We start from the raw sequence: 23,824 nt of genomic DNA, 5'->3' as shown, positions 1-23,824 counted from the left end.
ATTGCAATAAATGGAGACTAACTATTACTCGGAAGGAACAGTGATTGTTCCATCAATGATTTGTTTTTTGTATTCTTCAACTTTAGCCAGGATCTCTTCAGAAACGTTATCCTTAGTATCAGAAATACCTACACCATTATCTTTCAGACCAAGAACGGTTGTAGTACCGCCCTTGAACGTACCGTCAATTACTTCTTTAGAAACTTTAAGAACAGCTTCGTCTACACGTTTGATCATGGAAGTCAAAGTAACGTCAGTACCAAACTCGATGGATTGGTCTTTATCTACACCAATAACCCATACTTTAGTACCGCCTGCTTTGTTACGAGCTTTAGCTTCGTTGAATACGCCATTTCCTGTTTGTCCAGCAGCAGGGAAGATAATGTCGTTTCCGTCGTTATACAATGTAGCCGCAAGAGATTTACCAACGTCTGGTTTGTCATAACCACCAGCATAAGTAGGTGTTACTTTAGCTGAAGGGTTAACTGCTGCTACACCAGCTTTAAAGCCAGCTTCAAAACGTTTGATTACAGGGCTTTCCAGACCGCCGATGAATGCAACTTTGTTAGTTTTTGTAGTCAGACCAGCAACCACACCAACCAAGAAGGAACCTTCATTTTCGGAGAAAGTAACGGAAGCTACGTTAGGAGCTTCAACTACGCTATCAATGATAGCCAAGTTAGCATTTGGGTTCTCAGTAGCTACTTTTTTAATTGCGTCGCCAAGATCAAAACCAATACCCCAAGTCAAGTTGTATCCATCTTTAACGAAGGAGTTAAGGTTTGGCTCATAGTCAGCATTTGATTTACTTTGCAAGTACTTAACGCCACTACCTGTTTCTTTTTCAAGAGCTTGCAATGCTTCCCATGCGGATTGGTTAAACGATTTATCGTTTACACCACCAATGTCAGTAACCATACCAAATTTGAAATCGGATTTAGGTGCGTTTGTTCCTGCATTGGTTCCTGCATTAGTTTCACCTTTAGCGGCGTTGTTATTGTTGTTTCCACAGCCTGTCAAAACGACTGTAAGAGACAGCAACATTGCAAGAGATAGCTTTAAACCTTTTTTCATTGAATGTAATCCCCCTTAAAATATTGGATGTCTTCTGTGTTCTGCTTGGACATTCCATTAGTTCAAATTATAACTGCAATAAAATCTAAAATCCAGTGCATAAATGACCTCAGGTCAATAATAATTTGCACTTTTTAGCAAGTAACCGCTTTCCATGACATAGCATGTTACAGTTATGTCCGGTTAATGTCAGAAACCCTGATTTTACTCTGTATAGTATTCCAACACATTACAAATATTATTGCACACTTAAGTGTTTTCTATTATTATGATTCCTTAGTAATTGCACTGAAAGGAAGTTATCAGATCATGACCGAAGAAATAAATCCACAAACAACACCGGCCTTCAAATATTGCCGTGAATCCCGTGTCTTCAAAACCGGACGCGTTTTCCCTAATGATGTCAATAATCACAAAACATTATTCGGTGGCAAGCTTATGAGCGGCATTGATGAAGTAGCCTCCATTTCAGCTATGCGCCATTGTCGAACTAACGTCGTCACAGCCTCTACAGACTCTGTAGACTTCTTGAGACCCATTCGCCCTACTGACTCCGTATGCTTTGAATCCTTCGTCTCCTGGACCGGACGGACAAGCATAGAGGTGTTTGTGAAGATCATTTCAGAAAATCTATATACTGGAGAGCGCGCTGTCGCTGCTACTTCATTCCTAACCTTTGTCGCAGTCGAAGAGGATGGCACGCCTACTCCGGTCCCAGCTATCATCCCAGAGACAGACGAAGAGAAGCTGATCAACGAATCTGCTAATGAACGTTCCGAGCTACGAAAAGTTCGCCGCAATATCAGCAAAAAACTCGCCGCTCAATTAAACACCATAAAGTACTGGGAATAGCTCTGCAGATGCAGAGCTTTTTCTTTTATGTAGGGAATGTCAACGCTGCTTCATCCCTATCTTACCGCACAAAAAAGCACCGCTGCATGGGCAACCCGCAGGCGGTGCTTTTCGGTTATATTACAACACTTACGCGTTGATTTTCTCTTTAGCAATACCAGCCAAGGAGTTGAATGCGTTAAGATCATTTACAGCCAGATCAGCCAGCATTTTACGGTTAACTTCTACACCAGCCAATTTCAGGCCGTATACAAGCTTGCTGTAAGAAAGACCGTTCAAACGAGCTGCTGCATTAATACGAACGATCCACAGTCTGCGGAAGTTACGTTTAGTTTGACGACGGTCGCGGTAAGCGTAAACCATCGATTTCATTACTTGTTCTTTAGCTGTTTTAAAAATACGGTGTTTAGAACCGAAATAACCTTTTGCCAATTTCAACACTTTTTTATGTTTACGACGAACTACAAATCCGCCCTTAACTCTTGCCATATTAATAAACCTCCCAAAAATGTGTAATAAACTATTTCAAGTTAGCCAATCCTTGTTTCAAACGTCTTACATCCCCAGGGGCCATTACTGGATTTCCGTTCAGAACGCGCTTAGCGCGTTTAGATTTGTGGGACAGCAAGTGGTTTTTGTGAGCTTTGTAACGTGTTACTTTACCAGTTCCGGTAATTTTGAAGCGGCCTTTCAGGCTGCTGTGTGTTTTCATCTTAGGCATGGTGTTTCCTCCTTGAATATTATGCGGCGCCAAATTGCAGATAAGCAAGTGACTCCAGATTTATTGAGCTTTAGGAGCCAAAATCATAATCATGCTGCGGCCTTCCAGCTTTGGCTGGCGCTCAACAACAGATATATCAGCCACTTCGTTCTTCACTCGTTCGAGGATTTTTTGGCCGATATTCGCGTGTGTAATCTCACGTCCGCGGAAACGTACGGAGCACTTCACTTTATCGCCCTCACCCAAGAACTTGATCACATTGCGGAACTTAGTTTGATAATCATGTTCCTCAATGTTAGCACGGAACCAGACTTCCTTGATATCAACGACCTTCTGGTTTTTACGCGCTTCCTTCTCTTTCTTCTGCGTTTCATAACGGAACTTGCCGTAATCCATGATGCGGCATACCGGCGGCTTAGCCTGTGGTGCTACATTGACTAGATCCAGATTAAGATCGATCGCCATTTGCAGCGCTTCGCGGATCGGTTTAATTCCGATTTGCTCACCTTCCGCACCAACCAACCGTACCTCTTTGGCCCGAATTTCATCATTGATCATATGTTCCTTACTGATAACTCTCCACCTCCGGATCTTTTTAACAACTATTCTCACGTAACTCCATAAAAAAGGGGTGCCGGTAACACCCGACACCCCGTGTTTGATCAACGTTCATGAACATTAACATTCATAAAGCATTGAGATCAAAACCAGCCGGCGAATATGCCAGTCAGGTGAGAAGCAGGTGCTTCTTCTTGCAATCCCTATGATTTGCGTACTTGAATACTATACACCACACTATTTGGGGTGTCAATCCTTTTATGCAGAAATTTCGTGAATTTTATACCTGCTTACTTTGTACTTCTTCAAGTCGTACTACGCGAGTATGCTTGGTATGGCTCCATTGCTTATTGTTCTGCGTGAAGAACGCATAGAACGTAATCGGATACCACGAGATCAAGTAGATCGGGAAGAATACAAGATAAGCATATACTTTCTTGAACGTAACCTTCTCTAATGCCATCGCAATACCAAAAGTCACCAGATTGGCGCCAATAGCCAGGAAGCTGAGCCAGATCGGCAAGCTGCCGTAAATGTTAGCGATATTCGGTCCGTTAAAGAACGCCATATCCACCCACATTACCGCCGTCATTAAAAAAGTGAGCAATACAATATATACATTCGCTCCATAAAGCGCGAGGTCAAACTTCGTTAAGCTGCGTTCTTTAATACTTTGCCAAAGCAATGGGAAAAAATAACGGCGAGCAACAGTGAAGTGCCCCTGCATCCAACGCAGACGCTGTCTTGAGGAGGCCTTGAAGGTTAACGGCTTCTCATCAAATACCTTTGCATCATAATTGAACTTAGGATATACACCATGTGCTGCACTACGCATCGTAAACTCCAAGTCCTCGACCAAACTTGTAGCTCCCCAGCCCATTTCTTTAAGAAGTGTGGTCTCAAAACACATTCCGGTTCCGCCAAGGAAGTTAGCCATATTTAAATTATGGCGTGAAAGTTGCCACAAACGGTTAATATACCAGTACGAAATACCATAAGCAGCTGTAATCCAGGAATCCTCTGGATTCTTGGTGTCGATATAACCTTGGATTACCCGTGCACCTGAACAAAGATCATTATTCATCTCCATCAGGAACTCAGTATGCGCCAAGTTATCGGCATCGAACATGACAACAGCATCATATTGCCGGGGCATAGCCCACAGCTCTTTAAGCATCCATTCTATTGCGTAGCCTTTACCTCTCAGATTTGCATTGGTGCGGACACAAGCGTTCATGCCGTGTTCTCTAACGATGCGAGCTGTACCGTCTGTACAATTGTCACAAATTACAAATACATCGTACAGTTCTGATGGATAATTAAGCTGCTTCAGATTCTCCATTAATGCGCCGACAACTTCTTCCTCGTTATGTGCGGCAACAAGTACGGCAAAAGATTTTTCCGGCTTATACTGCGTTTTTTTCTTTTTCCTGTGCAGTCCGAATAATGAAAACGTAAACTGATAGACTGCGATTGCTGCCAAGATCACTTGGAGCGTAACAAACAGTGCGTCTGTCATGACCTTTTGATGCCCCCTTTTTTCACTCTTGGTGTTCTTTTTTTCTCTCTAGCTTGCTTGACGTTCTTTCTGACCCTTTTGTTGCATCCCTTAACAATAGACCAAGAGTATTCTTATTCTCGGCAGACTTCACAATTTTTATATATGCTGTTTAAAAGAATTCTATGGATTCCTTTTTTTGAATCCTTATTTATCTCTTACCCTTTTAAACAGGTTTAGTCTGCTTGAATCATTGTAAAGCGTAATAGTGCTCTAAGTCAAAACTGGCAAATTTCGTGTAAACCTGAGCTTTTCCTTGAAATGAACTACCTTTAAAAAGTATGATTAAGACAGATCTAAGCTATAGAACGGATTACTGCATTAACATCTGTTAACGGTAGCCGGACTAGCGGAGGGAATTAGATATGAGACATTTATTCATGAAACTACATCTCTGGGAGCGGCATCTTTTTAAGTGGATCAACGGACGAATGCATAATCGTTTTTTGAACTTTTGGCTCTTTTACCTTACTCATTTGGGTGGAGCTACAAGCACGATTGTTATCAATATACTGGTATGGGTATTAGCTCCTGAGCCTTGGAGAACTACAGGTTTACAAGCCTTGACAGCACTAGCTGTCAGCCATATACCCGTAGCTATCGCCAAAAAACTGTACCCGCGTATGCGTCCTTATCTGGCGTTACCGGAAACCAATACTTTTCGTAATCCATTAAAGGATCATTCTTTTCCATCTGGTCATACTACAGCTATCTTTGCTTCTACGGTCCCTTATATGCTGGCGTTTCCTGCTTTGACCGTTATTCTGCTGCCGCTAGCTTGTATTGTCGGATTTTCTCGTATTTATCTTGGATTGCATTATCCATCAGATGTTATAGCTGGCGCAGTGATCGGTTCCTGCGTAGCAGCTGGTACTATAGCCTTATGGATGTAAAGCATTTATTGTTAATAACCGGGAAAACCCTTGAGAATAGGTGAATCAACATTGCGTAAAAAAAGAATCTTAATACTCTCGGAAGGTTTTGGCGCCGGACATACACAAGCAGCTTATGCGTTGTCGAGCAGTCTGCGCCAATTATCGCCTAATTTACAAACGAAGGTGCTAGAACTTGGAAATTTTTTAAACCCCAAGATGGCACCTATTATTCTGTCTGCTTACCGAAAGACGGTAACGACACAGCCAAAATTGATGGGTTATGTCTACCGTCACCAGAAATCATTCAATCGTCTTACCACGCTTGCCTTGCATCGTATATTTTATACGCATGCCAAAAATATTGTGAGACAACTGAAACCCGACGTAATTGTCTGCACACATTTTATTCCAGGTGCTGTAGTGTCCCGCCTAAAGAGATTGGATCCTACCCTAAATGTTCCGCTCGTCACCGTCATAACCGATTATGATGCGCATGCAACCTGGATTAGCCCAGAGGTAGACCTTTACCTGGTTTCAACACCTGAGGTTAAATCCAAATTGCGCAGCCGAAATATTCCTGCCACGAAAATTCAGGTAACAGGTATACCGATACACCCTAATTTTTGGAAGCATCCCGGAAAGCAGGAGATTCGAGAGCAATTCAATCTGCGGGAGATGCCATCCGTTCTTGTCATGGGCGGCGGCTGGGGAATCATGAACGACCAAGTCGTAAACGCTTGTCTGGCGGAATGGCGTGACAAGATTCAGATTGTTTTCTGTCTCGGCAATAACGAACAGCTGCTAAAGGAAATGAAAGAAGACCCGCATTATAATCATCCTAATATTTCCTTACTCGGCTTTACGCGTGAAATCCACAAGCTGATGGAGGTGTCCGATCTGCTGGTTACAAAACCGGGAGGAATGACCTGCAGTGAAGGGCTTGCAAAAGGTATTCCGATGCTCTTCCATCACCCTCTTCCCGGGCAGGAGGAGGAGAATTGCCGCTACTTTACTGCAGCCGGCTTCGGAGAACCCATCGAATCTTTAGAGGTTGTCGAAATGTGGATGGAGCGCCTCTTAAACAACTATGAGGATGTGCAAAACAAGCGCAAACTTCATCTTGAAGAAATTGCGCGCTACCATCCTTTACAATGTGCTCAGAGTATCATCGAATTATTGGAATAGTTAATTAAAAAAGCGGCAGCCTCCAAACTACTTTACTTGGAGAGTTGCCGCTTTATTATTGAAGCATGCCATTTGAAGCAGTGCTTTGTAACTACAGCCGATATTTATCCAATCGGGTAGCCTGATACTGTTTGAGTGCTTCTGCACCTACAATTGCCTCGCAACGATGGATATTCACGCCACGTCCGACAAATTTCGTCTCATATTCTGTCATGATATGATCCTCGTTGATGATGCCATCTGCATGTAGGTCCAAAGAAATATTTTTCATCTGCAAGCCAAAGTCCGCAAAGGCATTTAATGAGAACTCAAAAAGACTGCGGGAATCTGTTTTTAGATGAATTTCACCTAGATCGCTAAGCAAACCGCGATATTTGTCAAGAAAACGCGGATGTGTCAAACGACGCCGGGCATGCTTGCTTTTAGGCCACGGATCGCTGAAATTAAGATAAATCCGTTCAAGCTCTCCCGGAGCAAATACTTCCTCAGCATAATCGATATTTGCAAGTGCCAATTTCAGGTTAGGCGGTGTTTCATGTCCTGCCGGCTCCCATACTGCTCTAGCCTTATCTCCAGCACGGCGGATCAGCTCATCATACATATCCACTCCGATAAAGTTAATATCAGGATATTTAAAGCTCATTTGGCTGATAAACTGTCCTTTGCCCATTCCGAACTCCACATGGATCGGATGATCGTTACCGAACAGCTTGGACCACTCACCTTTATAACTCCGAGGATCTAGAATGACTAAATCCGTCTGTTCTTCCAAACTTTCACGTATTCCTTTTCTTCCGCGTAAACGCATAGGTATTCCTCCGATTATCTCTTATACGATAACTGTCACTTGCAATATTGTGCCGAAATTGTCCCGAAAAGTAAAGGGATTGCGGTAAAAAAAGAAAAAGGAATTCTCTGGTTCAGCTCTTAAATGAGCTGTTCAGAGGAATTCCTTCGTTGTTGTATATTGGAATAGATTTCGTTCTTGTCTGGCAAATCAGGATTTACTTTGTGTTTGTGGCAAATGTCTTTTTTTCGAATGCGCTACGAATTTTGCGCTGCGCATCTGTCTTGATCTTAGGGTTGCCGTTAAATTCCACGCCCGTTAGTGCAAGGGCTTCATCTGGTGTTAAGTGGACTTCAATCGAATCTTTACCCTCAGCATATACCGTTTGAGAATTCATTGCTATCACCTCACGGTTATTATTATGGATCGGACGACACGAAATTATGAACTCTTGGATGAATTTCTTTATGCCACAGCAGCTTTTCACACTCTGAATATAACATACTATGTAAGCATTTTCAAGCTGAAAGCGCCTTATTTCCTGCCTATTTTTCATGCCGTTATGAGGAGTCAATGTTACGCCGAGCTCGGTTTTTTGATACAATGTATTGGATTATAAGAAACGGCTGTGCGTTCTCTGGGATAAGGACGCCATCTGTCTCAGAAAAATATAAGGATAAGGAATCTTATCCATAATTATATTTTCAGAAAGGGGCTTCTCGTGTCTAATCTTCAATACACTTCTCCTCCGCAACTTTGGGGAGATAAACGTTTTCATACTTGGAATTACGAAATGCGTGAACACATGAACACCAAGGTATTCAAAGTTATGCTTGATGCAGGCTTTACCTGTCCCAATCGTGACGGCTCCATTGCTAAGGGAGGCTGCACATTTTGCAGTGCCAGAGGTTCTGGTGATTTTGCCGGAAGCCGCCGAGATGACCTAGTCACACAATTCAATAACGTCCGTGACAGACAGCATCTGAAATGGCCAAATGCTAAATATATCGGTTACTTCCAAGCCTATACTAATACGTACGCTCCGGTCGAAGAGCTGAGAGAATATTTCGAAGTTATTTTGCAGCAGCCTGGTGTCGTTGGATTGTCTATTGCTACCCGCCCTGACTGTCTGCCGGATGATGTGGTCGAATATTTAGCAGAGCTGAACAAGCGTACGTATCTTTGGGTAGAGATGGGTCTTCAGACTATACATGACTCCACTTCTGAGCTTATTAACCGGGCGCATGATACGCAGTGTTATGTGGAGGCTGTGGAGAAGCTGCGCCGTCACAATATTCGAATCTGTACCCATATCATTCACGGTCTCCCACAGGAGACGCACGAAATGATGCTTGAAACGGTATCTGCTGTAGCTCGCATGGATGTGCAGGGAATTAAGATTCACCTTCTGCATCTCATGCGCAAAACACCAATGGTGAAGCAGTATGAAGCAGGATTGCTCCGATTCATGGAACAGGACGAGTATGTGAAGCTGATTGCTGATTCACTTGAAATTCTGCCCCCTGAGATGATTGTTCATCGCTTGACTGGAGATGCCCCACGGGATCTCTTAGTTGGACCGATGTGGAGTCTCAAGAAATGGGAAGTGCTAAATGCCATTGACGATGAGCTTGTTGCTCGTGATACTTGGCAGGGTAAGTATTGGAGGAAGGGCTAATGGGCTTTATGTCCGTTCTAAGCTTTGCTCATAAATTAATCTCTGAGCGGCTAACTTTAGGTGACCGTGCGATTGATGCAACTGTAGGTACTGGTGCTGACACGCTTTTTCTAGCCAAAACAACCGGAGCTCGTGGCGAAGTTTACGGCTTTGACATTCAAGCTGCGGCGCTGAAGCTGGCAGAAGAACGTCTCCGGCTTGCGCGGGAGGACACTTCCTCACTCTCTGCCGTTACCTTACTGGAACGCAGCCATGCCGAAATGGCAGAAGCCGTCCCGGCTAACTGGCCAGGCACCGTTGGTGCTGTAATGTTCAATCTTGGCTATCTGCCTTCAGGCGATGCCGACAAGAATATCATTACTGAGCCGGATAGCTCTATTGCAGCCCTGGAAGCTTCACTCCAGCTGCTGCGTCCGGGGGGAATTATTACGGCTGTACTGTATCCTGGCCATGCAGGCGGAGATCTCGAAGCCGCCGCTGTTGAAGCTTGGGCTGCGACTGTTTCCCCTAAGGTAGCGCAGAGCATTGTATATCGCCAGTTGCAGCGCACGGACGCACCTTATGTAATTGCCCTCGAGAAGAAAAAAGGTTCCCCATCTTAAGCTTTGTAAACAATCAAACAATCTTGTAATTGGGAAGGAAGATTACGAATGACACAACCATATCCTTTAAAATTTCAACCGGAGTTTAAAGAACGTGTCTGGGGTGGCCGCGCGCTGGAGAAATTCGGCCTGAATCTACCAGAAGGCCATATTGGTGAAGGCTGGATGATTGCCGATCATGCGAATGGAACATCTTCAGTGGTTAATGGAGAATTAGCTGGACAAGGTCTGGATCAAATTCGTGAGCAATTTGGTCATGAGTGGTTCGGAAGCAAGGGAATATCAGAAGCTGGCGGAAGATTTCCACTCTTGATCAAATTATTGGATTGCAACGACAACCTTTCCGTTCAAGTCCACCCTACGGATGATTATGTAGGATTGCCTAAAGGTGAACTGGGTAAAACAGAGATGTGGTACGTATTAGACGCTAAGCCAGATGCAAAAATCATCTACGGCCTTAAAGAAGGCGTAGACCGTGAAACATTACGCGAAGCACTGGAAAAAGGCACGGTTATGGATAGCCTTCAAGAGGTATCTGTCTCCGCTGGCGATTCCTTCTACATCCCTGCCGGAACGGTACATGCTCTATGTGCTGGTGTCGTTGTAGCGGAAATTCAACAGAATTCCGACACTACATACCGTATTTATGACTACGACCGTCCAGGACTAGATGGAAAACCACGCGAGCTTCATATCGAGGATTCTCTGAATGTTACAGCTTATGAAGGCGCCGGCGCTACTTCGATGAAGACCGATCATGCAGTGCCTGGAGAGTGGCTGCAGCTTGCCGCTTCACCTTATTTTATTGTCGAAAAAGGGATCGTAAATGGTTCATGGGATCTCACCACTTCAGAAGACAGCTTCACTATTCTGGTTATCTGCGAAGGCAGCGGACATCTGACTTGGGAAGGCGGCTCCCAGCCTTATGCCGCAGGGGAATGTTATCTGATTCCTTCCAACCTAGGCCGTTATACTATCGAGGGTCATTCTACTGTGCTTCGCTCTTATTTACCATAAGTCGAGAACCTTTAGGAGGAATGGACCATGAAGGAAAACAGCTTTACTCTAACGGATCCCATAGGTGTAACCATCCATGTCTATGAATGGTTACCTGAGTCCGATGTCCCAGTTAGAGGAATCGTGCAAATTTCACACGGGATGTGTGAAACTGCTGCCCGCTACGCTCGTTTTGCGGAAGCTTTAACCGGGGTTGGTTATGCAGTATATGCCAATGATCACCGGGGACATGGTAGAACCGCTGGTCAAGTCAACCTGCTTGGTGATGTTGGGGAGGACGGATTTTATTGGATGCGGCGCAATCTTCTACAGGTAGGTGCCGCAGCACTCTCCAAGCATGAAGGAAAGCCCATCATTTTATTCGCACACAGTATGGGTTCCTTTCTGGGTCAAAAACTCATGTGCGAAGAAGGCAACGAAATCTATTCAGGGTTTATCCTAAGCGGGACAAACGGTCCACGCAGTATGCTGCGTATTGGAGAATCTCTGGCTAGCGCGCAGCTTAAGCTAAAGGGTGAGCATCATCGCAGTGTACTGCTGAACAGTCTGGTATTCGGCAGCTATAACCGCGCCTTTTCCCCGGTCAGAACAACATTTGACTGGCTGAGCAGCGATACTGCGGAAGTAGATAAGTACATTTCCGATCCATTCTGCGGAGCTATTTGTACAACACGCTTTTTCCGTGGTTTCTTCCACCTCCTAAGAGAGATCCATACTGAGGAATCACTTAGCACATTGTGTACAGGTAAGCCCATTTATATATTTGGTGGGGATAAGGACCCTGTCGGTATGAACGGTCAAGGCATTCCCCGTCTTGCGGAGTTGTATAAGAAACGAGGAGTGTCAGACGTTGAGTACCGACTCTATCCAGAAGGCAGACACGAAATGCTAAATGAAGTGAATCGAGATCAAGTCACAGCCGATGTGCTCAACTGGTTAGAGCGCCACCTTCCTTCAGAGGTTTCAACGATAAGTTAAGAAAAAACGCGGTTGTTAGTGAATTTATGAGACGAGAAATGAGACAATAAATGTGGCAACATAGAAGCGATGCTCCAATTATTTTGGGGGTCGCTTCTTTGCGGTTTGCGGTTTGCGGTTTGCGGTTTGCGGTTTGCGGTTTGCGGTTTGCGGTTTGGTAGCTTGACTCAGCAGACTTCTCAATCTAACAATCTCCAGTTCCTCTGCGCATCTGAACTTTAGTAGATAAACTTCCCCCTCACCTTCGGACTCGGTTGACACTAACTACAGCTCATCATCTTCCTCCACCACTTCCGGACTCAATAGTCACTAGCTACACCTCATCACCTTCCCCCGCCGCTTTCGGACCCAGTTGACACTAACTACACATCATCACTTTCCCCGGGTGCTTTCGGACCCAGTTGACGCTATTTGCTAATTTTCAGACATTCGAGCTAGATATCGGACTCCAGTGCAGCTATTCATGTGAAACAGGATCATATTGGGTGTGTTTCGTGCCAATAGCGACTATGCGGTCCGTTAGCATCCAAAAAACAGGATAATTCCACGTATAAGGTCCGCTGGGTCCGCCTACGCCGGGTTACTCACCGCTTTCGGACTCAGCTGTCGCTAACTACACATCATTACTCTCCACGCTACTTTCGGACTCAGCCTCCATCTGATCACCTTCCTCCACCACTTGCAGACTCAATCGTCACTAGATCCACATCATCACCTTCCCCGGGTGCTTTCGGACCCAGTTGACGCTATTTGCTAATTTCCAGACATTCGAGCTAGGTTTCGGACTCCAGTGCAGCTATTCATGTGAAACAGGATCATATTGGGTGTGTTTCGTGCCAATAGCGACTATGCGGTCCGTTAGCATCCAAAAAACAGGATAATTCCACGTATAAGGTCCGCTGGGTCCGCCTACGCCGGGTTACTCACCGCTTTCGGACTCAGCTGTCGCTAACTACACATCATTACTCTCCCTGCTACTTTCGGACTCAGCCTCCATCTGATCACCTTCCTCCACCACTTGCAGACTCAATCGTCACTAGATCCACATCATCACCTTCCCCCGCCGCTTTCGGACTCAGATGACGCTATTTGCTGATTTTCAGACATTCGAGCTAGATATCGGACTCCAGTGCAGCTATTCATGTGAAACAGGTTCGTATTAGGTGTGTTTCGTGCAAATAGCGACTATGCGGTCCATTAGCATCCAAAAAACAGGATAATTTCACGTATAAGGTCCGCTGGGTCCGCCTACGCCGGGTTACTCGCTGCTTTCGGACTCAGATGACGCTATTTGCTGATTTTCAGACATTCGAGCTAGATATCGGACTCCAGTGCAGCTATTCATGTGAAACAGGTTCGTATTGGGTGTTTTTCATGCCAATAGCGACTATGCGGTCCGTTAGGATCTAAAAAACAGGATAATTCCGAGTATAAGGTCCGCTGAGTCCGCCTTCGCCGGGTTACTCGCTGCTTTCGGACTCAGCTGTCACTAATTACACATCATCACCTTCCTCCTCCGCTTTCGGACCCAGTTGTCACCATCCCTCTCCTCCACAACATGTGGACTCAATCGTCACTAAGCTCCACCTCATCCCCTTCCCAGCCACTTCCGGACTCCGTTGACGCTATCGCACAAGACAAAAAAATAGACCGTCCCATAAAGGAACGGTCTATCCTTCCACCCGCCTATTACAAAGGCAGTGTGTAGTACTGAGCGCGTTGGCTCTCGTTCTGCTGATACATTACGATTAGTAGCGTGCGCCCTTCTCTAATGGAAGCGGGCTCCGCTACAGCTACAGCCGAGCTTGCTGCTTGCGCAGTCTCTTTTAAATGGAATGGCGAGTCTGCCGAAGGCAACGCCTCCAGATTAGCCATATCAGCTTCACTATCCTCCAAGCCTTCATCGGCACGCATGCCGCTGATGGAATCCAGCACCGCTTCCAGCGAGAATGGCAATACTTCCAGCACAGTATACTTTTGCAGTTCTCTTTCGTTAAGTCCTGCTTCTGCTAACTGGGCAGAAATTTGACCCGGATTAGCCGCGATATCTTTTAAATAGCTCGACCAATCCGACTTATCCAGCACGAAATCCCACCAGATTTTGCGCGGCTTGTACTTGTGTCCAAGAAAATAATCCAGCTTCATCAAGCCAGTTATAACATCCATAGACGGCGTCCCGCGATCTATCAGGAAGGACTGCAAGCGGGTAAAGAGATCTTCCAGCTGATGGCCAATCTTTTGCCAGCCTCTCTCCTCCCAATAGTCACCGAACTCCTGAAAGAAATCGAATGGCGAATCAAATACATGACGGATCAAGTACTTGGCCGTATGATCCATCCGGTGGCTGTTCCAGTATTTCTCCAGCACATCCTCAAGCCGCTTCAAACGGATAATGTCTGAGAAAGGCATCATATGACTGCTAAGGATTTCATAAGGTGCGTGTTCCATATACGTGTACTCATATTTAGACGCCTGCGCCCGCAGCCCCGTTCCCCGCAGCATTTTGAGGAATCCTAGCTGTAGCTCTTCCGGCTCCATAACGAATACATCATTAAAAGTTTTACGGAAGGTACTGTAATCCTCCATAGGTAGTCCGGCAATCAAATCCAGATGCTGATCGATATTGCCGCTTGCCTTAATCTTCATTACGGTACGGGACAGCTTTTTGAAATTCTGGCGGCGTTTAACAAGCTCATTCGTCTCATCGTTGGTAGATTGCACCCCAATCTCAAATCTAAAAATACCCGGAGGCGCATTCTTAGATAGGAAATCCAGAACTTCCGGCCGCATGATATCTGCGGTAATTTCGAACTGAAACACGCAGCCTTGATGATTATCGATCAGGAATTGAAACATTTCCATCGCATAGTTGCGGTTGATATTAAAGGTACGATCCAGAAATTTAATGATTTTGGCGCCATTCTGTATTAAATAGAGCAGATCAGATTTCACTCGTTCAATATCATAATAACGTACGCCTACCTCAATACTGGATAAACAGAACTGGCAGTTAAATGGGCACCCGCGGCTTGTCTCAAAATAAACAATACGTTTACTCAAATCTGGAATATCCTCAGAAAAACGATGCGGCGTAGGCAGCGTATTCAGATCGCTTTTGGGACGTGGTGGATTGACAATGATCTCCTCTCCCTTGCGATAAGCGGCTCCATACACAAAGTGAAACTTACGATCATCCCTTAGCTCCTGCAGCAAATGGTGGAACGTCTCTTCCCCATCTCCATTAACTATAAAATCAATGCCAGCTTCTCTTTTCATCCAATGAAGCGGCTCATACGAAACTTCCGGTCCTCCGAGAACAATCGTAACTTCAGGCATCACTTGCTTAAGAATACCAATCAGCTTCAGCGTCTCTTCGATGTTCCAGATATAACAGGAGAAACCAATCACATCTGGCCGTTTCTGAAACAAGTCGGACACAATATTCATCACGGGATCTTTGATGGTGTACTCTGCCAAATGAATATCCTTAAATTCATGCTCACTGTACGCTTTTAACAAGCGGATTGCGAGTGAGGTATGAATATATTTGGCGTTTAACGTGGTCAGGACGATTTTCATGCTACACGACCTTTTCTACATTTCATTTTGAAAAAACTCTAAGAATGCCTTACCGTACTTCCGGTATTTCACTTCCCCAACACCCTTTACCCTCAGCATTTCCGCTTCGGTCTGCGGGCAAACCACACTCATCTCACGCAGCGTGGCATCATTAAAAATAATGTACGACGGCACATGCTCGCGTCCTGCCAATTCACGCCGGATAAGACGCAGCTGCTCAAAGACAGTCTCATTGACGGCTGATGGCGACAGGTCATGCCCCCGGCTACGAACTCTCGTACCAGATGTTGTACCTGTCCGCGAAGGCCGTGCCACACGCTGCATCACCTCACGCTGTCCGCGCAGGACCTCGGCAGCCAGAGGCTGAAGCCGTACTACAGGGTACTGGCCTTCCGACAAGCCAAGATACCCTTCTGAGATAAGCACATTGATACTCTCTGAGATTTCCTTCTCCGTCCGGCTCGACATCGCCCCATGTGTGGGCAGCTTATCGAAGCCGTACTGCATCACCTTTTGATTGCGCGAGCCTTTCAGCACAGATGCCACCAAGGCTACACCATAACGCTCCCGCATGCGGTGGATGCAGGAGAAGATCTTTTGCGCATCGACGGTCATATCCACTAGCTCTCGTTCATCCGTACATGAGCTACAGATACCACATGGCTTGTCCCCATGCTCTTCCCCGAAATAATCCAGCTGGGCACTGCGCAAGCAGCGAGTAGTATAGCAATAATCAATCATTTGCTGAAGCTTGCGATATTCGTTAGCTTTACGGTCAGTATCCTGTGGATTCTGCTCGATCAGGAACTTTTGCGTCATAATATCCTGCGCACTAAACAGCAAAATACATTCACTCGGCTCCCCGTCACGTCCAGCACGACCTGCTTCCTGAACATAAGCTTCCATATTTTTGGGCATATTGTAGTGAATTACGTACCGGACATTGGATTTATCAATCCCCATCCCAAAGGCATTCGTAGCCACCATGACCCGGATATCGTCATAGAGGAACCCTTCCTGGCTATCTGCCCGCTCCTGGTCGTTCATACCCGCATGATAGCGACCTGCCGCTATGCCAGAAGCTTGCAGCCTCTGATACAGATCATCTACTTCTTTGCGGGTTGCCGCATATACAATCCCCGGCTGGTGAGAATGCGTAGCCGCATAATCCATAACGAACTCCCGCTTGTTCTCTCCACGCAGCACGGACATTGCCAGATTATCTCTTCCTAGCCCCGTCATGAAAATACCCGGCTCGCGCAAGCGCAGCAGCCGGACCATATCCTCCATAACCTCCGGCGTCGCCGTGGCGGTAAATGCTGCCAGGATCGGACGTTTAGGCAGCTCATCTACAAATGGAGATACCGACAGATAACTTGTCCGGAAATCATGTCCCCACTGGGATACACAGTGCGCTTCATCAACAGCCACGCAGGAAATAGACAGCTCAGCCATTTCCAGACGGAACCAGTCCAGCTCAAGTCTTTCGGGCGCAACATAGAGCAGCTTCAAATCGCCCCGCCGGGCAGCCCGAATCCGCTCATTCACTTCTTTTCCGCTTAACGTGCTATTAATAAAGGCTGCCGGAATACCCGCAGTAGTTAACGCATCCACCTGGTCTTTCATCAGCGAGATCAGTGGTGATATTACCAGTGTCAGCCCTGGCAGGAGCAGTGCAGGAACCTGATAACAGATCGATTTCCCGCCACCCGTAGGGAGGATTCCCAGTGTGTCGCGTCCTTCCAGCAAGTTCTGAACAATCTTTTTCTGGCCATCCCGAAAGTCTGGATAACCGTAATATTTTTGCAGCTCAGCCTGCGCCTGTTCAATAGTAGGTGCTTGCATCTTCATATCTCTCATAACTCCTTAGGCGTTTCTATCTTTAGTTTAGCGGTCAATGGTGTAATGAGCAACACTTCTTAACTATCATCACCCTGTTCTTCTTTTGAAATATTTACATAAAAGGTCTTCTTTTAAGCCAAGCTTTAATAAGCGTGATTTCATAGAAAGGTGGAGCGACCGTGCAAAATTGGAAACAAAAATATACCTCCTTTAAACAAAAGCCTGCACGTAAAGAGTCCTCTGCCCAGGACAATCGTCCGGTAAAGCCATTGGATTCCAGCCTGAAGAGCAATATAAGCTTCATTCGACAAGTCTTTGGAGAAGACAGCGACCTTATTGTCCGTAACTTCAAGGTATACGGTAGATATGATGCGGCTATTATCTTTTTTTCTTCTGTGGTGGACCAGAATCAAATTCAGAACTATGTTTTAAAGCCATTAATGAATGTTTCCTCCGACCACTCAGAAATTCCAAAAGATCTAAAGGATTTACCTGATTACATCTGGAGTATGACGGTACAAGTCACACAAGGTAACCGCACTAAGGACCTAAATACTCTAGTCTCCGTCTTGTTGGATGGAAATGTAGTTCTAATCATAGATGGAATGGATCAGGCACTTTACTTCAATCTGCGTAAAATTGAGCATCGTAGCATTGAGCAACCTCAAACTGAACAAGTTATACGCGGTTCGCGTGATGGGTTTATAGAGAATTTAGAATCCAATATCTCTTTGCTTCGCTATCGACTACAAACGCCGGATTTTCGTGTAGTAACTGCCCCTCTTGGCGTACGGACGCGCTCAAAAGTAGCTGTTTGTTATATCGAAGGAATAGCCGATCCAGGGCTAGTTCAAAAGGTGATGAAGAGATTATCAGCAATAAATGTAGACGGCATCCTTGATGCGGGGTATATCGAGCAATTTATAGAGGATCATCCCCTTTCCCCGTTTCCACAGGTTCAGCCAACCGAACGTCCGGATAAATCTATAGCCTCTTTATTAGAAGGACGAGTCATCATCCTTGTAGATGGCTCACCTTTCTGCCTCATCGTCCCGGCACTTTTCAATCAATTCTTTCAGACGATGGATGACTATACGGAACGTTTTATCGTAGGAAGCCTCCTAAGAATGATCCGCTTGATCGCATTATTATTTTCCCTTTTCTTCCCTGCCTTATATGTATCCATTATCTCTTTCAATCCTGAGCTACTGCCGACAGAGTTCGCCGTAGCAATAACAGGTGCAAGAGCTGGCGTACCCTTTCCAGCCGTATTGGAAGTTCTGATTATGGAAGTCTTCATGGAGGTGCTGCGCGAAGCAACCATTCGCCTACCGCAAATGATTGGCGGGGCTCTTTCTATTGTAGGTGTGCTTGTCATTGGTCAGGCAGCCGTAGCAGCAGGTCTGGCGAGTCCAACTACCGTAGTTGTTGTCGCTATAACGACCATAGGGTCTTTTGCCACACCCGCTTACAATGCCGCAATCTCTTCAAGAATGCTTAGATTTCCATTGATCATATTGGCAGGCTGCTTTGGCCTGTACGGAGTAATGCTGGGCACTATTGTTATTATCAACCACTTGTTATTCCTGGAATCTTTTGGCGTTCCCTACATGACCCCCTTTGTCCCTACGATATGGAAGGACCTTAAGGATAGTATCGTTCGGGTACCTTTATGGTGGATGCGAAGCCGCCCAAGCTTTCTTAATACACCTGATCCTGATCTTCTTGCTAAGGATATCCCGAAAATGCATACCGATCTGATTTTTAAGGAGAAAAGTGAAGCTGATGAATAGTAACCGCCCCATAACAACGATCCAAGTCATGGCTGTAATCGTCAGTACGATTATAGGAATAGGAATCTTAAGTATTCCTCGTTATATGGCTGAAGCCGGAGACAGTGGTGCACCGCTCGTGACTGCTTCTGGTGTACCTGTTGCTTTTTTGGGTTGCTGGTTTACAGCAGCTGTCTGCCGAAAATTCCCGAACGAAACGTTGTTCGTATTCAGCCGCCGTCTTCTCGGAACTGGGCTCGCGGATATTTTCTCCATTTTTATTTCTTTGTTTTTTGCTTTCTCTGCCGGGATCACCATGCGCCAATTCGGAGAAGTATGTGTTGCGGTTGTCTTTAAAAAGACACCCATCGAAGCAGTAATTCTCTTAATGCTCCTACTGGTTGCCTTATCAATCCGAAGAAATATTGTGAAATTCACTTATGTTCATGTTTTCTATTTACCTTTTATTCTATTATCAGTTATAGCAATTGCCTTGGTAGCTATGAAAAATGTTGACGTTCTAAACTTGCTACCCCTCACCGGAAATCAGACCACCTTTTCAAGCTTTTCCAAAGGAACGATTACATCCGCTGGCCTTTATCAGGGCACATTTGTCATCATCCTGCTGGTTCCTTTAATGAAAAAACCTCAACAGATCCTTAAAGCAGGCACTGTTGCGCTTTGTATCATTGGATTCATTTATGTAATGATCGTTTGGGTCACTTTAGGCATGTTTGGAGCTCAAGAAACCAAATTACTTTCCTATCCAACCTTAGAAGCAGCTCGCTCCATATCCATCGGCGCAGGACTTTTAGAACGGTTTGATGCTCTTTTTATAATAATTTGGGTGGTTTCTATATTCACTTCCATCTTTACGAACTACTACTTAGCTGCATACTCTCTGCAACAAGTGCTGCGGCACAAGGATCACCGCCTAATATCCAGCTTCTTACTTCCACTTATCATCACTTTTTCACTTTTGCCGAGAAATATATTTCAGGTCTATTCATTTGCTAGCATTACAGCGATAATCGGTTTGATTTTTTTGACCTTCTATCCTCTTTTATTATGGTTAGTCTCTCTAATCCGAAATAAAGGAGCCATTCCTCATGAATAAAAAAATTTACAAGCGTGTAGTTCTTATATTTATTCTCTCACTCATGTCTGGCTTACTCTCAGGGTGCTGGGACCAGCTTGAAATAGAAGACCGTGCATTGGTACTAGGGTTATCCATTGATTCCGTCCCTCCAGACAGCAAAATAAATGATGATCAAACCACTCATCTTAAAAGCGCAAATATTAACCTTACCAAAATCCGTGTGACCGCCCAAATTGCGGTTCCGGGAAGAGTTCCACTCGGACCAGGCAGTGGGGGAGAAGGCGGAGGCGTGAATCAAAATCCAGTATGGGTCGTAGAAGTGTACGGGTACACCTTAGATGACGCCATGAACAATTTACAGCAGCAAATTTCTGATCCACGTTATCTAATTCATTTACGAGTGATTATTATTAGTGAGGACATAGCAAAAAAAAGCATGAATGACTTAAATGATTATTTGCGGCGAAATCCAGAAGTTCGTCGCCGGACCTGGCTGCTAGTATCCGAAGGGGAGGCTGCTAAATTTATGAATATTAATCCTCCGCTGCAGCGAGTGCCGACCCTTTACATCCTCTCCACCATGGAAAAAGCAGTAACATCAGGAAAATTCCCCGCTGATTATATAGGTGTATTCTGGTCAGCAGAATCCAAATGGGGCGAAAGTGGTTATCTGCCTTACGTCTCATTACATCAGGAAGACAATATCATGATTAAAGGCCTAGCTTACTTTAGTGGTGGAGTGATGGTCGGATCGACGATTCCGATTGAGATTGGCGCATATATGTCCATGAAGGGCATTAATCCCGGGGGATACTCCGATCTTTTTTATGCTGATGAATTCGGTCCGGTGATGCTCAAGGTCAACGACCGGTTCACGAGGGTGAAGGTTCATTTCAAAGAGGGCAAACCTCACATCACCTATAACCTCACTTTAGAGGCGGCTCTAGATGAGCATTTACGTAGTGATATCCCTATCGATTCCAGCCGTTCTTTAGAAAAGATTGAAGATATTTTTCAAAAGAGAGTGATCGGTATTTTCAACCACCTTATCAAAGAAACTCAACAAGCGCATTCCGATGTCTTTGGCATGGGTGAATATATTCGTGCATATGCTCCCTCCTACTGGAAAGCCAATATTCGTGACAAACATGACTGGGAGCAGCAGTATTCCAATCTCAGTATTGAAGTTAAGTTGAAAACTCACATCGACAGAGTAGGTCTTAAACAAAATTAAATGACGTTTATGGGAGGCTCTACTATGCTCTATCACCAGCTAACCTACGTAATTGTTGCGCTGCTGATCTCCAGTGTTCTGTTGCTTACTGTGGATACTAAAATATATGCAGTCAATGCCATGCACCGGGAAAAGAAATATGCCCGCATATTAGGCTGGGTATATCTCGGTTTATTCCTGCTTCTTGGATTAGCCCAGCTGTTCTATCTATGAGCATTTACAAACCAAACCAGCAAGCCTGCCCTCTCCATAGTATTTCTTCACAGCCCATGGTATATTGAGGAGTACAATATTAAAGGACGGAGAATGCATCCATGAACTCAAGAAGAAATCCTAAAGAAACAGCCAAAAGAGGTACTCGTTCTCACAGCAAGCCTACTGGCAAGCTTAACCATAAAACTAAAACAACCGCAGCACCCAAGTCTTTTACTGTAAACGAACCTTCTGAACTGTTGCCCTTCTTACTCACCCACGTCACGGGTCGCGGACGAAATGCGATTAAATCCATCCTATCGCGTGGACAAGTGTCGGTGAATGATAAGGTAGTTACACAGCATAATTTCCAACTGCATCCGGGTCAAAACGTTACTATTGATCAAGAGAAGCCTGTACAAACAGCAGAGATGATCGGACTTAAAATCGTTCATGAGGATGATGACCTGATTATTGTTCAAAAGGATGCTGGACTGCTATCTATCGCCACTGCGGAAGAAAATGAATTGACGGCTTACCGCCAGCTTATGGAGCATGTCCGTGTTAGCAATCCAAAAAATCGGATTTTTGTCGTACACCGTTTGGACAGAGATACTTCAGGCGTAATGATGTTTGCCAAAAGCGAACGGATTCAGCAGGCATTACAAACTACGTGGAAAGATACTGTGAAGGAACGTTCTTACGTAGCGCTCGTCGAAGGCGCGGTTAAAAGACCTGAAGGCAAGATAAGCTCTTGGCTCAAAGAAACCTCAACCCTTAAAATGTATTCCAGTCCTCATGAAGGCGATGGACTACATGCAATTACACATTATAAGCTTATTCAGGCTAACCGCCATTTTTCCTTGCTAGAGGTTAAGCTCGAAACCGGACGAAAAAATCAGATTCGGGTGCATATGGCAGATATCGGCCACCCTATCGCAGGTGACAAGAAATATGGGGCAGAGACCAAAACGGTAGGAAGACTTGGTCTACATGCTCGAGTGCTCTCTTTTATTCATCCAACCACTGGAGAACTGATGACCTTTGAGAGCCCGATTCCGAAGACGTTCCTGAAATATACTGCGCCTGCGCCTACAAACTAAGAATTGAACGTATACCCACGACTGACGAGCCTTCCCCCTTATGGGAAGCTGTAACTTCTACACAAGATGCCCGGTCCATTTGGTCCTGGGCGTCTTTTTTTAACTTCCTATCACATCATGTTACAATATAAATAAACAAAGAAGGTGCCCTTATTGTTCCACCCTACTGTTTTCGATAATATTAAGATCGCCTTTGAGAACCAGATTTATGACTACGATAATTTAGACGGAATACTGGTGGTTACGGATCGCTCCGACCTTCTGAATATGGCGCTGATGTCCAGAGAGTTCAGTCTCTCCTTCCAATTAACTGCAGGCAGGAAAGTAACCGCCGAAATCCTGCTCACTTCGACCACGAAAGATCTCAGCGATGAAATCATGGAGGTTCCTAATACGGATCCCGGCTGTAATCTTTCACTTCGTTTTTATATGGAAGTCGAAGATATTCCTAGTGAATGTCAGGCGATAGACAGTATTCTAAAAGCGATCTGGGGACCTGATTTCCAGCCTGTGCAATCTTTAAGCTTCATATATGGCCAGGAAAGTGAAACTTACAATAACTGCATCGAGCTGCAATTCAAAAGACAACTTACAGAAGAACAAATGGAGGACATTCCAAACCTGCTAAGCCACCTGCTGCAAAGTGCGGAAGAACTGGAATCCTTCACGGTATAATTCCTACTTTTTAACGTTCGAACTATGGGAAAAGAGGTGTGCATGAAATGAAATTCCTGCCTGCTGCCAAAAGTAAAAGTTGGTTTCTCTGGATGACCGTTTATGCCATTCTGCTATGGCTTCTCTTCCCTCTGCACCGATTTGTGATGCTGGCCCAAGAAATGGATACCACACTCTTACTGCGCTTTGCTCTTTTTTCCGTAGTAGTGGCAGGCATCGTCAACACTTTAGGCTGGCTCGGAGCACGTCTGCTCTGGGTATTTAGTACGGCGGGAATAATCATAGGCGCGGCATTTATGCTGGGCTACACCTACAAAGAGATGTCCGGTTGGGAGGATCTCGCAGGCTTCCTCGCATTTTCCTTATTTTCATGTGCCGGATTTGCACTGGGTTTATTAGCGGAAGGTATTCGTCTGCTGTATACGCGAGCATCGAAGTCTTGA

General features: G+C 45.1%; 23 protein-coding genes and 1 other annotated feature. Of the genes, 14 read left to right on the top strand and 9 right to left on the bottom strand.

Features of this window, described 5'->3' with window-relative positions; all coding sequences use genetic code 11:
• Nucleotides 1-24: 24 nt before the first annotated feature.
• Nucleotides 25-1,074, bottom strand: coding sequence for a BMP family ABC transporter substrate-binding protein (locus tag NST40_RS06315; protein WP_076107271.1), 1,050 nt, complete (start codon nucleotides 1,072-1,074; stop codon nucleotides 25-27).
• 309 nt (nucleotides 1,075-1,383) lie between these two features.
• Between NST40_RS06315 and NST40_RS06310 the strand changes: the two genes are divergently transcribed.
• Complete coding sequence (locus NST40_RS06310; RefSeq protein ID WP_051491073.1) at nucleotides 1,384-1,926, top strand: acyl-CoA thioesterase; 543 nt, start codon at nucleotides 1,384-1,386, stop codon at nucleotides 1,924-1,926.
• Between the two features lie 129 nt (nucleotides 1,927-2,055).
• Here NST40_RS06310 and rplT read toward each other — a convergent pair whose 3' ends face one another.
• The 4 genes from rplT to NST40_RS06290 all read right to left on the bottom strand — a co-directional run bounded on the left by rplT (nucleotide 2,056) and on the right by NST40_RS06290 (nucleotide 4,724).
• Nucleotides 2,056-2,415 (bottom strand): 50S ribosomal protein L20, encoded by a 360-nt coding sequence (rplT, locus tag NST40_RS06305; protein ID WP_036679505.1) that lies wholly within the window; start codon nucleotides 2,413-2,415, stop codon nucleotides 2,056-2,058.
• A gap of 31 nt (nucleotides 2,416-2,446) precedes the next feature.
• Entirely contained in the window at nucleotides 2,447-2,647 is a 201-nt protein-coding gene (gene rpmI / locus NST40_RS06300; protein ID WP_036679507.1) for a 50S ribosomal protein L35, read from the bottom strand.
• A gap of 60 nt (nucleotides 2,648-2,707) precedes the next feature.
• Nucleotides 2,708-3,205, bottom strand: coding sequence for a translation initiation factor IF-3 (gene infC, locus NST40_RS06295; protein ID WP_036679510.1), 498 nt, complete (start codon nucleotides 3,203-3,205; stop codon nucleotides 2,708-2,710).
• A 57-nt stretch (nucleotides 3,206-3,262) separates the two neighbouring features.
• Nucleotides 3,263-3,407 (bottom strand) — a sequence feature (ribosomal protein L20 leader region).
• 78 nt (nucleotides 3,408-3,485) lie between these two features.
• Nucleotides 3,486-4,724 (bottom strand): glycosyltransferase family 2 protein, encoded by a 1,239-nt coding sequence (locus NST40_RS06290; RefSeq protein WP_036679513.1) that lies wholly within the window; start codon nucleotides 4,722-4,724, stop codon nucleotides 3,486-3,488.
• A gap of 404 nt (nucleotides 4,725-5,128) precedes the next feature.
• Here NST40_RS06290 and NST40_RS06285 point away from each other — a divergent pair, with 404 nt between their 5' ends.
• The gene (locus NST40_RS06285; protein WP_076128062.1) at nucleotides 5,129-5,656 is read left to right on the top strand and encodes a phosphatase PAP2 family protein; all 528 of its coding nucleotides are present in this window, start codon (nucleotides 5,129-5,131) and stop codon (nucleotides 5,654-5,656) included.
• 51 nt (nucleotides 5,657-5,707) lie between these two features.
• Complete coding sequence (locus tag NST40_RS06280; protein WP_342410532.1) at nucleotides 5,708-6,823, top strand: glycosyltransferase; 1,116 nt, start codon at nucleotides 5,708-5,710, stop codon at nucleotides 6,821-6,823.
• 91 nt (nucleotides 6,824-6,914) lie between these two features.
• Here the strand turns inward: NST40_RS06280 and trmB are convergent, their stop codons facing one another.
• Together trmB and NST40_RS06270 are read right to left on the bottom strand one after the other, a co-directional pair.
• Nucleotides 6,915-7,631 (bottom strand): tRNA (guanosine(46)-N7)-methyltransferase TrmB, encoded by a 717-nt coding sequence (gene trmB / locus NST40_RS06275; RefSeq protein ID WP_036679523.1) that lies wholly within the window; start codon nucleotides 7,629-7,631, stop codon nucleotides 6,915-6,917.
• Nucleotides 7,632-7,827: 196 nt separating this feature from the next.
• Nucleotides 7,828-8,007, bottom strand: a complete 180-nt coding sequence (locus tag NST40_RS06270; protein ID WP_036679526.1) for a hypothetical protein — start codon at nucleotides 8,005-8,007, stop codon at nucleotides 7,828-7,830.
• A 324-nt stretch (nucleotides 8,008-8,331) separates the two neighbouring features.
• Here NST40_RS06270 and NST40_RS06265 point away from each other — a divergent pair, with 324 nt between their 5' ends.
• Genes NST40_RS06265 through NST40_RS06250 form a run of 4 tightly spaced genes read left to right on the top strand, consistent with a single transcriptional unit; the run spans nucleotide 8,332 to nucleotide 11,885 of the window.
• Nucleotides 8,332-9,288, top strand: a complete 957-nt coding sequence (locus tag NST40_RS06265) for a TIGR01212 family radical SAM protein (RefSeq protein ID WP_076107276.1) — start codon at nucleotides 8,332-8,334, stop codon at nucleotides 9,286-9,288.
• Nucleotides 9,288-9,890, top strand: a complete 603-nt coding sequence (locus tag NST40_RS06260) for a class I SAM-dependent methyltransferase (protein ID WP_076219068.1) — start codon at nucleotides 9,288-9,290, stop codon at nucleotides 9,888-9,890. Before NST40_RS06265 ends, NST40_RS06260 begins: the two co-directional genes overlap by 1 nt.
• A 48-nt stretch (nucleotides 9,891-9,938) precedes the next feature.
• Nucleotides 9,939-10,907 carry a type I phosphomannose isomerase catalytic subunit gene (locus tag NST40_RS06255; protein WP_076128070.1) on the top strand — a complete coding sequence of 323 codons (969 nt, stop codon included), beginning with the start codon at nucleotides 9,939-9,941 and terminating at the stop codon, nucleotides 10,905-10,907.
• A 27-nt stretch (nucleotides 10,908-10,934) separates the two neighbouring features.
• On the top strand, nucleotides 10,935-11,885 hold the full coding sequence (locus NST40_RS06250) for an alpha/beta hydrolase (protein ID WP_076219070.1): 951 nt from the start codon (nucleotides 10,935-10,937) through the stop codon (nucleotides 11,883-11,885).
• A 1,689-nt stretch (nucleotides 11,886-13,574) separates the two neighbouring features.
• Here NST40_RS06250 and NST40_RS06245 read toward each other — a convergent pair.
• Nucleotides 13,575-15,464, bottom strand: a complete 1,890-nt coding sequence (locus NST40_RS06245; protein ID WP_342410531.1) for a B12-binding domain-containing radical SAM protein — start codon at nucleotides 15,462-15,464, stop codon at nucleotides 13,575-13,577.
• A gap of 15 nt (nucleotides 15,465-15,479) precedes the next feature.
• Entirely contained in the window at nucleotides 15,480-17,315 is a 1,836-nt protein-coding gene (recQ, locus tag NST40_RS06240; RefSeq protein WP_342410529.1) for a DNA helicase RecQ, read from the bottom strand.
• A gap of 170 nt (nucleotides 17,316-17,485) precedes the next feature.
• Here recQ and NST40_RS06235 point away from each other — a divergent pair, with 170 nt between their 5' ends.
• From NST40_RS06235 to NST40_RS06205, 7 genes are all read left to right on the top strand, one after another.
• Nucleotides 17,486-19,099 (top strand): spore germination protein, encoded by a 1,614-nt coding sequence (locus tag NST40_RS06235; RefSeq protein WP_139329939.1) that lies wholly within the window; start codon nucleotides 17,486-17,488, stop codon nucleotides 19,097-19,099.
• Complete coding sequence (locus NST40_RS06230) at nucleotides 19,092-20,195, top strand: endospore germination permease (RefSeq protein WP_342410528.1); 1,104 nt, start codon at nucleotides 19,092-19,094, stop codon at nucleotides 20,193-20,195. The genes NST40_RS06235 and NST40_RS06230 overlap by 8 nt, the downstream gene beginning before the upstream one ends.
• Nucleotides 20,188-21,411, top strand: a complete 1,224-nt coding sequence (locus NST40_RS06225) for a Ger(x)C family spore germination protein (RefSeq protein WP_342410527.1) — start codon at nucleotides 20,188-20,190, stop codon at nucleotides 21,409-21,411. The genes NST40_RS06230 and NST40_RS06225 overlap by 8 nt, the downstream gene beginning before the upstream one ends.
• Nucleotides 21,412-21,435: 24 nt before the next feature.
• Nucleotides 21,436-21,624, top strand: a complete 189-nt coding sequence (locus tag NST40_RS06220) for a CLC_0170 family protein (RefSeq protein WP_076219379.1) — start codon at nucleotides 21,436-21,438, stop codon at nucleotides 21,622-21,624.
• 101 nt (nucleotides 21,625-21,725) lie between these two features.
• On the top strand, nucleotides 21,726-22,706 hold the full coding sequence (locus NST40_RS06215; protein ID WP_076219378.1) for an RluA family pseudouridine synthase: 981 nt from the start codon (nucleotides 21,726-21,728) through the stop codon (nucleotides 22,704-22,706).
• 153 nt (nucleotides 22,707-22,859) lie between these two features.
• Nucleotides 22,860-23,381, top strand: a complete 522-nt coding sequence (locus NST40_RS06210) for a hypothetical protein (RefSeq protein WP_076193016.1) — start codon at nucleotides 22,860-22,862, stop codon at nucleotides 23,379-23,381.
• A gap of 47 nt (nucleotides 23,382-23,428) precedes the next feature.
• On the top strand, nucleotides 23,429-23,824 hold the full coding sequence (locus NST40_RS06205; protein WP_076219377.1) for a hypothetical protein: 396 nt from the start codon (nucleotides 23,429-23,431) through the stop codon (nucleotides 23,822-23,824).

This window comes from Paenibacillus sp. FSL R10-2778, assembly GCF_038593035.1.
GTDB classification, from domain to species: Bacteria; Bacillota; Bacilli; order Paenibacillales; family Paenibacillaceae; genus Paenibacillus_AQ; species Paenibacillus_AQ odorifer.
Note: the sequence above shows the minus strand (reverse complement) of the source record. Positions and strands in the feature narration are given on the sequence as shown.